Here is an 11307-nt window from a genome sequence, read left to right as displayed (position 1 = left end):
GGTCCCGCCGCCCGCCGCGACGGCACCGGGCTCGCCGCGATCGGCCTGGAGTCACCGGACCCACGGGCCGCCGCCCGGCGCGCCGAGGCACTGCTTGCTTCCGTGCCCGGCTGCGGGCCGACCTCACCGAGGTCTTCGCCGCCGTTCGCCGTGGCGACGTCACCGCCCGCATTGCCGCAACCCTGCCACTCACCCAGGCCGCCGAGGCACTGCGCCTGGCCGAATCCGGCACCGTCACCGTCACCGTCAAGATCGTGCTCACCCCCTGACGCACCCGCCGGAACCGCGAGACCGGTCCGGCCCACCCGCCAAACCCTGCCCCGAGACGGTCCACGACCGCCGAGCCGTCGATGCCGCCGCTTCGGGGCGCTGGCCACTCCACCATCGAAAGGACCACCACCATGAAGCTCCGCTCGCCCCGCGCCCTCGCCGTACTGATCGGCACCGCGGCCGTCTGCGCCGCGCTCGGCACCACCGCCTCCGCCGCGCAGCCCGCGGACCAGCGCCTGCCGCATGTCGTCACCGCATGGACCGCTCCTGGAACGGCACCGACCCCCAGGAGCTCGGCAACCTCTTCACCGCCAACGCCACCTCCACCGACCAGAGCCTCGGCGTCACCTTCACCGGCCGCCAGCAGATCTCCGACTGGAAGGCGCGCACCGACAGCCTCATCGACAACGTCCACGTCACCGTGTACGCCGCCCACCGCGACGGCAACCACATCACCATCGAAGCCGTGTACGCCGGCCACATCAAGGGCGCACCCAAGCCCTTCGCCGTGCCGATGGCTACCCTCCTCAACCTGAATGGCCGCCAGATCACCTCCGACCAGGACTACTACGCCATCAACCGCGTCCTCGCCCAGTCCGGACTGCCCGCCGACTGGACCCCGCCCACCCCGTGACCACACAGCGTCCTGCAGTCAAGCCGCATAACCGCGCCGATCCCACGCGGTTCGTGATCCCGCGAATGGGCTGGTCACCGGCGACATGACCGGATAGACCAAAGCCGTTGGCGGCGAGCGACGTCTAAACGCCTTCGCCGACGTCGTGTGCACGGCGGAGGCGGGCGTTACTCGGCAGGGGTGTCGGCTCCTTGGGTCTTCGGGGCGGCCAGGGCGCGGGAGGTCGTCCCGGCCGGGTTCGGCAGGGCCGCGGCCGGTGCTGCGGACGGCGGTGCACCCCCTGCCGGGGCGGCTGTGACGGGCGCCACGGGCGGCATGGCGGGGGCGGTGGGCCACACCACCCGGACGCCGTACTCCACCGCGATCCGGTGCAACCGGCGTCCCCGGTCCGTGAGCCGGCCCAGCACCCGCACCACGACGTACTCGCGCAGGGCCGGATCGAGATCGAACAGGAGCTGGGACAGCGCGGGGAACAGTGAGCCGTCCAGCGGTTCGCCGGGAACGCCGAGTTGGATGGTCAGCTGATCAGCCGTCACCGGCAGTGTGTCCGCCGACCGTGACCGTCCCCTGGGCAGCAGGTGCAGACCCGCCCGGACCACGCTGACCTGCCAGCGCTCCGAGAGGTGGACGGCGCCCTGCCCGCCGTCCCCCGGCCCCGCAACGGGCGCTGTCCAGCGCAGCAGGCTCGGCGCGGCACCTGGTCCGCCATCGGCGGACGTGCTCGGGCGGCACACCACGGCCTCCACGAAGGGACGCCACGTCGGCGTGGCGTCGGGGCCGATGAGAACAGGCCGGGTGTCCGCGGACGATCCGGAGACCAGCGGCACCCCGGTCAGCAACTCCACTTCGCTGCCGAGGACGTCGGCGACGTCCTGCGCGGCCGACAGCAGGTCCTTGTGGTAGCGGCCGGCCAGCGGGGAGAGCCAGGGGTGGCGGACCAGCAGCGCGCGGTACTCCGCGGCCAGGGCGCGCAGTTGCGCCCGCCAGTCGCCGACTGCGGCATCGGGCAGGGTCAGCTCGCCGAAGGCCGCGTCGAGGGCGAGTTCGAGCAGGTCGTCCTTGGTGTCGACGTACCAGTACACGGACATGGCGGTGACGTTGAGCTCGGCCGCCAGCCGCCGCATGGAGAACTTGTCGAGGCCGTCGGCATCGAGGAGCCGGACGGTGGCGGAGGTGATGCGGTCCCGGTCGAGCCCGGAGGGCTGCCCGCTCCGCCCACCCTTGCGGGCCTTCCCCTCCAGCCACACACTGGCCCGCGCCATCGCGCCCTCTTCCGCCAAGACGATCACTTCCCAAGATGCTGGAGCTGCGGCGCACCCGCGAACCGACACATACCCGCTCCCCCCTGGGCGACATTCTTCTCCGAGGCCACCCAGGACCCGTTTCCGAACCCGGCCGGTGACCAGGGGCGGTGTACAGCGAAGGGCGGTGGCCGAAGCCACCGCCCTCGTGTCGCCCGGTCGGTCAGGCGGCCGTCAGCTGCCGCTCGCCTTCTGCGTGAGGTCGTAGAAGGTCGACGAACCCACCGTCACCTTCTTGAAGTTCTTCTCGACCCACGAGGTGATCTGCGAGGACGTGCCGGTGCTGCTGCCGCCCATGCCGCCGCCCGTGCCGGACGAGACGAAGTAGTGGATCTTTCCGTCCGCCACGTACTTCTTGAACTGGGCCGGCGTCGGGGAGGGGTCGGTGCCGTTGAAGCCGCCGATCGCCATCACCGCGTCACCGGTGGAGAGCTGGTAGCTCGCCGCGTTCTGGGCGCCGACGGCGGCCGCCACCCAGGTGTAGTCGGACGCGTCCGTCTCCAGCAGCTTCTTGGCCTGGGAGCTGACGGTCGCGCCGTTCAGCAGGCCGCCGACGCCACCGCCGCCGCCCATGCCGCCGCCGTCGCCCAGCCGACCGCCGCCGGGGAAGCCGTTGCCGTTCTGCGTGGTGCCGTTGCCCTGCTGGTTCCGGGTGCCGCCGGTGCCGTTCTGACCGGGCATGCCACCGCCGAAGCCCCCGGTGCCGCCGGTGCCGCCCCCGGGGAAGCCCTGCCGGCCCTGCCGGCCCTGCTGGTTCTGGCCGAAGCCGCCACCGCCGCCCGTGCCGCGGCCGCGCATACCGCCGCCACCGGGGCCGCCGCCCATCATGCTCGCGCCCGCGGGACCCGCCGTCACGATGGAGCCGGTGTGACCCGTCTGGAGGGTGCTGAGGGTGTACGCGGTCGGACCGGCCAGCGCGGCCACCAGGCCCACCGCCGCCGCCCCGAGGGCCAGCCGGCGACTGATCCGGCCCGCGAAGACCAGGCCGAGCGCGGCGGCCAGACCGCCGATCAGGACCAGGTACTTCAGCCAGGGCAGGTAGTCCGAGGTGCGGTTGAGCAGGACGTACCCCCAGACCGCGGCCGCGACCACGGAGCCGGCCAGGGTGATCGACGCCCGGAGTTCGGCGCGCTGCTTCCACAGCTGGTCGGCGCCCATGCCGATCACGGCGGCCAGGTAGGGGGCCAGGGCGACGGTGTAGTACTGGTGGAAGATGCCCGCCATGTAGCTGAAGACGACCATGGTCATCAGCAGCGAGCCGCCCCACACCAGGAACGAGGCGCGGGTGGCCGAGGTCCGCTTCAGCTTGCGGGTGGCCACCAGTCCGGCGACCAGGAGGATCAGGGCGCTGGGCAGCAGCCAGGAGATCTGGCCGCCGATCTCGGAGTTGAACATCCGGTCCCAGCCGGTAGCGCCCCACTGGCCGGTGCTGCCGCCACCGCCGCCACCGCCGCCCACGCTGCCGGTCTCGTCGCCGCTGAGGCGGCCGAAGCCGTTGTAGCCGAAGGTCAGCGACAGGAAGCTGTTGTCCTGCGAGCCGCCGATGTAGGGGCGGGAGGAGGCGGGCCAGAGTTCGACGATCGTGACCCACCAGCCGCCGGAGACGACGAGCGCGCCGGTGGCGACCGCCAGCCGGCCGAACCGCTTCCGCACCGGCACCGGTGCGCAGACCGCGTACACGATCGCGAGCGGCGGCAGGACCAGGACGGCCTGGAGGGTCTTGGCGAGGAACCCGAAACCGATCGCCACCCCGGCCCACACCAGCCACTTCGTCCGGCCGTCCTCGACCGCGCGCACCACCGCGTAGCAGGCGACCGCCATCAGCAGCGCGAGCATCGCGTCCGGGTTGTCGAACCGGAACATCAGCGCCGCGACCGGAGTGAGTGCGAGCACCGCACCCGCGATCAGACCGGCGGCGGGGCTGAACCGGCGGCGCACCGCCGCGTACACGACGGCGACCGTCGCGACGCCCATGAGGACCTCGGGGACGAGGATCGCCCAGGAGTTGAGACCGAAGATCCGGACCGACAGCTCCATCGGCCACAGCGAGGCCGGGGGCTTGTCGACGGTGATCGCGTTGCCGGCGTCCAGGGAGCCGAAGAAGAACGCCTTCCAGGACTTGCTGCCCGCCTGGACGGCCGCCGAGTAGAAGGAGTTGGCGTAGCCGGAGGCGCTCAGGTCGTACAGGTAGAGCAGGAGGGTGGCGGCCAGCAGGCCGAGGAAGGCCGGGCGCACCCAGCTGGGGTCCTCGGGGCGGCCCCGCCAGAGTCTGCGGACGACGGGCTGCCTGGGCTCGCCCGACTCCGGTGCCGGGTTCCCGGGTGCCGGGAACCCGGCTGCCGGGGCCTCGGGTGCGTGCTGCGAGGGCGGGGGTGATGTGGGGGGCGGGCCCCAGTGGGTCGGCCGGTCGGTGTGGGTGGTCATCGGGGATCCCCCGGGTCGGTGTCGTGGGGGCGCACCGGCTGCAACTGCATGGTGGCGTCCCTCCAGGTGCCGTCCGCGGCTTCACCGGCGCGGAATCGGGTGGTCGTGGCGCCGCTCTGGGCGTAGGGCTGGTGCGTCGGGCGCTGCGGGAGCGGGCCCGGGGGCTGGTACGGCTGCCGGTACGGCTGGAGTTCCCCGCCGCTCGGGCAGGTCGGGGACGACGGGTTGTGCGTGGCCCCCGTCGTCGACATCGTCGGCTCCGCCCCGGGTGCGCCGTCGCGGTCCGGGAAGACCCAGGCGCGGAAGAGCAGGAAGCGCAGCACGGTCGCCGCCAGGTTGGCGGCGATCAGGACCGCCAGTTCGGTGGAGTGCGAGGGGTCGCTGCTCGCCGCGTTCAGGGCGGCGAGAGAGCCACTGGTCAGCGCGAGGCCGATACCGAAGACGACCAGGCCCTGCGCCTGGTGCCGGACCGCCCCGCCCCGGCCGCGCACCCCGAAGGTGAGGCGCCGGTTGGCCGCCGTGTTCGCGACCGCCGACACCAGCAGCGCGAGCGCGTTGGCGACCTGCGAGCCGGAGAAGGACCGGAAGGCGCTGTAGAGGACCAGGTAGAAGAGGGTCGACAGGCCGCCGACCACGCAGAACCCGACGAGCTGGCGGGCCAGGCCCTTCGGGACGTCCTGGACGTCGCGGTCGCGCGGGTCGTCACCGAACGGCCGGGTGAGCCGGTCCAGCGGCAGCGCACCCGTCGTCAGGGCCTTGCCGACCCGCCACACGCCCTTGAGGTCGTCGGTGGCGGTCTTCACGATGTGCACGGTCGAGTCCGGGTCGTCGACCCAGTCGACCGGCACCTCGTGGATGCGCAGCCCCGCGCGCTCGGCGAGCACCAGCATCTCGGTGTCGAAGAACCAGCCGGTGTCCTCGACGAGCGGCAGCAGCACCTGCGCGACATCGCGCCGGATCGCCTTGAAGCCGCACTGCGCGTCGGAGAAACGGGCCTGCAACGAGCCGCGCAGGATCAGGTTGTACGTACGGCTGATGAACTCCCGCTTGGCGCCCCGCACCACGCGCGACGAGCGGGCCAGCCGGGAACCGATCGCCAGGTCGGAGTGGCCGGAGATGAGCGGTGCCACCAGCGGCAGCAGCGCGTTCAGGTCGGTCGACAGGTCCACGTCCATGTACGCGAGGATCGGCGCGTCCGAGGCGGACCAGACGGTCCGCAGCGCCCGGCCGCGGCCCTTCTGCTCCAGCCGGCACGACGTGACCTCGGCCAGGTCCGCCGCCAGCCGCTGCGCCACCTGCGGGGTGGTGTCCGTGGACGCGTTGTCCGCGACGGTGATGCGGAAGGCGTACGGGAAGGTGCGCTTGAGGTGGTCATGCAGTCTGACGACGCATGGACCGAGGTCCTTCTCCTCGTTGTAGACGGGGATCACTACGTCCAGGACAGGCGTACCGGCGTTTCCGGCCGGGAGGTGCTCCCGCGCCGGCAGGGTGCCGGGAGAAGAGTCGGTTCGCATGGGAACGACTCTGGTCAGGCGCCCTGTTCCACCCATGTGGTGGCACTGTGCTGCGCCTGTGAGTGCGATTGCCAGTTGGTTTCGGGGGCCGGCTGGGGGGCCGCCGGGGCGAGCGCGGGCAGGTACAGGGTGAACACCGTGCGGCCGGGAACGCTGTCGACGGTGACCGCGCCGCCGTGCGCGGACGCGACCGCCTGCACGATGGCGAGACCCAGACCGGTGGACCCGGTGGACCGCGAACGCGCGGAGTCGCCGCGCGCGAACCGTTCGAAGACGTGCGGCAGCAGGTCCGGCGGGATGCCCTGTCCGTTGTCCTCGACGTCCACGCACATCCAGGGGCCGCGCCGCTCGATACGGGCGGTGACGGTGGTGCCGGGCGGGGTGTGCTTGCGCGCGTTGCCGAGCAGGTTGACCAGCACCTGCTGGATACGGGCGGCGTCCGCCGACACCAGGGCCGGCTCGTCGGGCAGGTCGAGCCGCCAGTTGTGGTCCATGCCGGCCGCGCGCGCGTCGCTGATGGTGTCGACGACCAGCGGGATGAGGTCGGTGTGCTCGAACTGGAGCGGACGGCCGGCGTCCAGCCGGGCCAGCAGCAGCAGGTCCTCCACCAGGAGGGTCATCCGGCCGGCCTCGGACTCGATACGGCCCAGCGCGTGCCGGGTGTCGGGCCCGACCTGCTCCCGGCCGCGCCGGGTGAGCTCGGCGTAGCCGCGGATGGAGGCGAGCGGGGTGCGCAGCTCGTGGCTGGCGTCGGCGACGAACTGGCGTACCCGCATCTCGCTCTGCTGGCGTGCGTGCAGCGCCCCGTGGACGTGGTTGAGCATGCGGTTGAGCGCGGAACCGACCTGGCCGACCTCGGTGTGCGGGTCGCACTCCGACTCCGGGACCCGCTCGCTGAGGTTCACCTCGCCGGTGTGCAGTGGGAGTTCGGAGACCCGGGTGGCGGTGGCGGCGACCCGGCGGAGGGGCCGGGTGGCGACGTTGACCATCACGGTGCCGGCCAGGGTGGCGGCGATGAGACCGGAGACGGTGAGGCTGACCTCGACGATGATCAGCGTGTTGATGGTGCCGTCGACGTCGGAGGTGGGGATGCCGACGTAGTAGGAACCGTTGTTGCCGGTGACGTACTGCACCTGGTAGCTGCCGAGACCGGGAAGGTCGACGGTGTGCGGCTTGCGGTCCTGGGTGACCGAGCCGAGTACCTTGATCTCGGCCTCGGTGAGAGGCTGGGGCTCCATCTGCGTGAAACCGGCGGAGTTGTTCTGCTTCGTACCGATCTGGCCGCTGGTGATCGACCCGTTCTCGACCTTGGCCGCGAGGGTCTTCGGCGGGTTCGGACCCTGGCTGACGAACTTGCCCAGATCGGTCGTCCGGGGAACGAGCCCCTTGTCCCCCAGGTTGTGGTCCTTGCCGTCGGGGCCTCCGGCGGGCCCACCGGAGGCACGCGCGGCGACCTCCCGCAGGTTGTTGTCCAGCTGCCCGTACAGGTGGTCGCGGAGCACGAGGGTCGTGACCGTCCCGATCACCGCGCAGACCACGGCGATCAGCGTCACGGACACGACGACGAGCCGGGTCCGCAGCGTGCGCGGCTTCCCCGCTCGTCGCTTCTGCGCCCGCGGCCGTCGTCGCCCACTCATGACGCGGCGGGCTTGATCAGGTAACCGGCGCCGCGCCGGGTGTGGATCATCGGCTCCCGGCCCGCGTCTATCTTCCGCCGCAGGTACGAGATGTACAGCTCGACCACGTTGGCCTGGCCGCCGAAGTCGTACGACCACACCCGGTCCAGGATCTGCGCCTTGCTGAGCACCCGCCGCGGGTTGCGCATCAGGAAGCGCAGCAGCTCGAACTCGGTGGCGGTGAGGTGGATGCCCTCCCCGGCCCGCGAGACCTCGTGGCTGTCCTCGTCGAGGGTGAGGTCACCGACGACGAGCACGGAGTCGGAGCGCCGGTCCGCGGCGCCGGAGCGACGGATCAGCCCGCGCAGCCGCGCCACGACCTCTTCGAGGCTGAAGGGCTTGGTGACGTAGTCGTCGCCGCCGGCGGTGAGACCGGCGATCCGGTCCTCGACCGCGTCCTTGGCCGTGAGGAACAGGACGGGCACGTCGGGGAGTTCGCGCCGCAGCCGCCCCAGCACCGTGAGGCCGTCCATGTCGGGCAGCATCATGTCGAGGACGACGGCGTCGGGGCGGAACTCCCGGGCGGTCTGGATGGCGCCCTGGCCGTCGCCCGCACTCCTGATCTGCCAGCCCTCGTAACGCAGGGCCATGGAAAGGAGCTCGGTGATCGACAGTTCGTCGTCCACCACAAGCACTCGGACGGGGCTCCCGTCCGGCCTCAGCAGTTCGGTGCGCCCCTGGGGCGAGGTCGTGGTCATGGCGGACACCTTGTCGGGATCCTCTGAGAACACGCTTTCAGTAATCTGTGTTTTCCCTAAGAAACTCACAGGCGCCTCTCAGGGAACGCCTGGGAACCCCCTCACGTGCGCACGAACTCCGCGCCATGATCGCACACCGCTGTGTGGCTCATGTGGGCCCCCGGTGCGCCGCGGACCTGGGATGAAGCGCCGGTGAACACCTGATGAGAGCCTGCCGGGCCAGGCTTCCCCCGGCCTTCAGAAGAGCCCCTCCTGGGGCGCCGCGAACTCCCTTACCGGCAGGGTCGGCAGGGCGCCGTCCGGCTCCGCGACGGCGGTCAGTTCCCAGCCGGGCAGCAAGCGCGTGTCGAGGACGATCACCCCGCTCCGGGTGGCGAGGTGCAGATCCGGCCCGGCGGCCGCGACGAGTTCGCCGCTCACCCCGGCACCGGGAGCGAGCCCGACCACCTCACCGACGGCCGCGGGGATCCCCGCAAGCCCGAACACCCGCACATGGTCGACGACTTGGCAGGGCTCCGGGACGAGCGCCTCCGGCCACCCGCCGAGCGCGAGGGCGCGTGCGTGCAACAGCTCGATCTCGGCGGCCCGTTCCCCCTCGCCCCCGGGCAGCACGGACCGTACGACGCGCTTGTCGCGGTACGGGATCCGGTCCGGCACCTTGAGCGCGGCGCGGAGCAGTTCCTCGGCCCGCCGTGCGGCCATCAGCGGCCCGGCACCCAGCCAGCTGAAGCAGACGGCACCCTGCTCCAGCAACCGCGCCGGCCCCCGCTCGACAGCGGTGATCCCGACCTTGGCCATCCCGGGCCCGAACCACGCGAGATACACGTGGTACGGCCGGGGGTCGTCGGCGATCGTGTCGGCGGCGACGGAGTGCGCCCGGTCCAGCCGCGCACACTCCTCGCACCGCGCGCCGGTGCTCCGCGCCGACACGCCCGCCCGGACCGGACAGGGGTTCCCCCGCGCCCCCACGCACTCCCGGGCACCGCCCTCGACAGCCCTGAAGGCGACCCGTCTCCCCCGGACGAGCGGACTGCGCCGCCCACCGCTCCACGCCAGCACGGGCCCGTCGTCCGACCACCGCAGACCCGAGGACTTCCACACCTGTGCCATCACTCACGAGGGTAGAGACCACCACTGACAACGACCGGGCCGCCCCGGTCAGCCACCGGCCTCAGAGACGGCCACCTCCGGCCCCGCCGTGCGCCCCGCACCGGCGGCGCCGCCCTCGTCGCCCGCGCCCCCCGTCGGCCGGAGCGCGGCCGACGTACGACGCCCCCGGCCCGCCGGCCGGCAGGACACGCATCCGGGGTGGCCGTCGCGGGCCCCGGCGTCACGCACCCCGAGAGCCCACTGCGCCCTGGCCCGCGGTCCCGGCGGCTTGCCCCAGCCGGCCAGGTGCAGATACCAGGTGACCAGGACACTCACGGCACACACCGCGAGCCCGGCGACCAGGGCGGGAACCGAGACCGTACACACCGCCAACCCCAGCAGACCGCTGCCGACCGTCGCGATCGCCGTTCCGGTCCACCCCGCGACCGTATGACCTTCGTCGTGCTGACTCACGTACCCGTCCCCCTCGTCAGGACCGACTAGAATCCCTCACAACGTAAGTAATTTACTCCCTGAATCTCTCACGCACTAAGGGAATCCGTGAGGTCTTCGACGAGGAACCGGGAACGACCGTGCAAGGCACACCTCGACCGCCCGCCGACCCGGCCCGCGCGCTGTCCGCCATGGACCGCCTCATCGCGGCCCACCTGATCGGCCGGCAGGAACTGGCCCGGCGACTCGGGCTGAGCGCCACGGACCTGACGTGCTTCGGTTTCGTCCTGGAGGCGGGCGACGACCTGTTGACGGCGGGCGACCTGGCCGCCCGCGCCCACGTGACGACGGGCGCGGTGACCGGCATCCTCAACCGCCTGGAGCGCGCCGGGTACGTCGCCCGGCGCCCCGACCCGAAGGACCGCCGCAGGGTCCGCGTCGCCGCGCTCCCGGACGCCGCCACCCGCGTGGCAGGCGTGCACTCCGGCCACTACGAACGCCTCACCGAACTGTTCGCCGACTACACACCCGCCGAACTGGCCACCCTCACCGACTGGTTCACGCGGGCGACCGCACTGGCTCACGACCACCTGGAAAGGCTGACCCGCACCGACTCGCCCGGAAAATCGAACACATGATTGAATCCGGTCATGCGAACGTTCCCCGACGACCTCGCCCGGGCGCAGCAGGAGTGGAGTGCCGTCTACCGGCGGCTGGCCGCGCGCCCCGGCCGCACCGAGCTGCGCCGACGCCTGTACCGGCTGTCGGTCCAGGTCTTCTTCCACCCCTACTGGCAGCAGCACCGCCCGGCCCCCGCGGCCTGGCGGGAACTGCGTGACCTGGCGCGGCCGTACGGGGACACGAGCGAGCGGGTCCGCCCATGACGTACTGGAATGCGGGACCGGTCGTCCCGGACGATCCTGAAGACATGTCCGGACCGATTCGCGTGATCATCCACCCGCCGTCCCCCACCGGCGGCCGGCGCGTCCGCGTGGACGGCGAGATCCTCGGCCTGGCCCACAACACGACCGACGTCGCGGAGTTCCTCCGCCGCGCCGGACTGGAGATCGATCCGGCGGAGGTCGCGGAGGCCCCGTGGATCGACTGGCGGGGACCGGGCCCGGACCACTGGGGCCCGGAACCCACCGACTGACCGCCCCGGCCCGGCCCGCACGACGCGAAAGGCCCCGGATCTCTCCGGGGCCTTTCCAAGATGTGCACTCGGCAGGATTCGAACCTGCAACCTTC

The 11307-nt window shown here is 72.1% G+C and carries 11 protein-coding genes and 1 pseudogene; 5 read left to right on the top strand and 7 right to left on the bottom strand.

Annotated elements, in window-relative coordinates:
• The coding region (locus ABZ646_RS28525) for a zinc-binding dehydrogenase (RefSeq protein WP_360524776.1) at positions 1-269 on the top strand (269 nt) is incomplete at its 5' end.
• Positions 270-526: 257 nt separating this feature from the next.
• Positions 527-904, top strand: a complete 378-nt coding sequence (locus tag ABZ646_RS28520) for a nuclear transport factor 2 family protein (RefSeq protein ID WP_360524773.1) — start codon at positions 527-529, stop codon at positions 902-904.
• Positions 905-1803: 899 nt separating this feature from the next.
• Here ABZ646_RS28520 and ABZ646_RS28515 read toward each other — a convergent pair.
• The 7 genes and pseudogenes from ABZ646_RS28515 to ABZ646_RS28485 all read right to left on the bottom strand — a co-directional run.
• Positions 1804-2166, bottom strand: a pseudogene (locus ABZ646_RS28515) (helix-turn-helix domain-containing protein); the annotation flags it as partial.
• Between the two features lie 213 nt (positions 2167-2379).
• Entirely contained in the window at positions 2380-4629 is a 2250-nt protein-coding gene (locus tag ABZ646_RS28510) for a glycosyltransferase family 39 protein (protein ID WP_360524770.1), read from the bottom strand.
• A complete protein-coding gene (locus ABZ646_RS28505; protein WP_360524767.1) occupies positions 4626-6143 on the bottom strand; it encodes a bifunctional glycosyltransferase family 2/GtrA family protein in 1518 nt (505 codons plus the stop codon). Before ABZ646_RS28505 ends, ABZ646_RS28510 begins: the two co-directional genes overlap by 4 nt.
• Positions 6144-6157: 14 nt before the next feature.
• Complete coding sequence (locus ABZ646_RS28500) at positions 6158-7780, bottom strand: HAMP domain-containing sensor histidine kinase (protein WP_360524764.1); 1623 nt, start codon at positions 7778-7780, stop codon at positions 6158-6160.
• Entirely contained in the window at positions 7777-8517 is a 741-nt protein-coding gene (locus ABZ646_RS28495) for a response regulator transcription factor (RefSeq protein WP_046727718.1), read from the bottom strand. Before ABZ646_RS28495 ends, ABZ646_RS28500 begins: the two co-directional genes overlap by 4 nt.
• A 237-nt stretch (positions 8518-8754) precedes the next feature.
• Positions 8755-9627: a DUF2797 domain-containing protein gene (locus ABZ646_RS28490; protein ID WP_360524761.1), complete on the bottom strand. Its 873-nt coding sequence runs from the start codon at positions 9625-9627 to the stop codon at positions 8755-8757.
• 48 nt (positions 9628-9675) lie between these two features.
• Complete coding sequence (locus ABZ646_RS28485; RefSeq protein WP_360524758.1) at positions 9676-10080, bottom strand: HGxxPAAW family protein; 405 nt, start codon at positions 10078-10080, stop codon at positions 9676-9678.
• A gap of 119 nt (positions 10081-10199) precedes the next feature.
• On the opposite strand from ABZ646_RS28485, the gene ABZ646_RS28480 reads away from it, so the two are divergent.
• The 3 genes from ABZ646_RS28480 to ABZ646_RS28470 are packed head-to-tail and all read left to right on the top strand — an operon-like array spanning position 10200 to position 11212.
• Positions 10200-10697 (top strand): MarR family transcriptional regulator, encoded by a 498-nt coding sequence (locus tag ABZ646_RS28480; RefSeq protein WP_360524755.1) that lies wholly within the window; start codon positions 10200-10202, stop codon positions 10695-10697.
• A gap of 12 nt (positions 10698-10709) precedes the next feature.
• Complete coding sequence (locus tag ABZ646_RS28475; protein ID WP_360524752.1) at positions 10710-10943, top strand: hypothetical protein; 234 nt, start codon at positions 10710-10712, stop codon at positions 10941-10943.
• Between the two features lie 44 nt (positions 10944-10987).
• Positions 10988-11212 carry a hypothetical protein gene (locus tag ABZ646_RS28470; RefSeq protein WP_360524749.1) on the top strand — a complete coding sequence of 75 codons (225 nt, stop codon included), beginning with the start codon at positions 10988-10990 and terminating at the stop codon, positions 11210-11212.
• Positions 11213-11307: the final 95 nt, after the last annotated feature.

Source organism: Streptomyces sp. NPDC007162 (assembly GCF_040634175.1).
GTDB lineage: Bacteria > Actinomycetota > Actinomycetes > Streptomycetales > Streptomycetaceae > Streptomyces.
The sequence above is the reverse complement of the archived record's forward strand: the minus strand, read 5'-3'. Positions and strand labels throughout refer to the sequence as shown.

What these genes read in the sequence shown, in the direction of transcription:
- ABZ646_RS28520 (WP_360524773.1), top strand. Translation starts at nt 527, where the DNA reads ATGGACCGCTCCTGGAACGGCACCGACCCCCAGGAGCTCGGCAACCTC.
- ABZ646_RS28510 (WP_360524770.1), bottom strand. Translation starts at nt 4,629, where the DNA reads ATGACCACCCACACCGACCGGCCGACCCACTGGGGCCCGCCCCCCACA.
- ABZ646_RS28505 (WP_360524767.1), bottom strand. Translation starts at nt 6,143, where the DNA reads ATGCGAACCGACTCTTCTCCCGGCACCCTGCCGGCGCGGGAGCACCTC.
- ABZ646_RS28500 (WP_360524764.1), bottom strand. Translation starts at nt 7,780, where the DNA reads ATGAGTGGGCGACGACGGCCGCGGGCGCAGAAGCGACGAGCGGGGAAG.
- ABZ646_RS28495 (WP_046727718.1), bottom strand. Translation starts at nt 8,517, where the DNA reads ATGACCACGACCTCGCCCCAGGGGCGCACCGAACTGCTGAGGCCGGAC.
- ABZ646_RS28490 (WP_360524761.1), bottom strand. Translation starts at nt 9,627, where the DNA reads ATGGCACAGGTGTGGAAGTCCTCGGGTCTGCGGTGGTCGGACGACGGG.
- ABZ646_RS28475 (WP_360524752.1), top strand. Translation starts at nt 10,710, where the DNA reads ATGCGAACGTTCCCCGACGACCTCGCCCGGGCGCAGCAGGAGTGGAGT.
- ABZ646_RS28470 (WP_360524749.1), top strand. Translation starts at nt 10,988, where the DNA reads ATGTCCGGACCGATTCGCGTGATCATCCACCCGCCGTCCCCCACCGGC.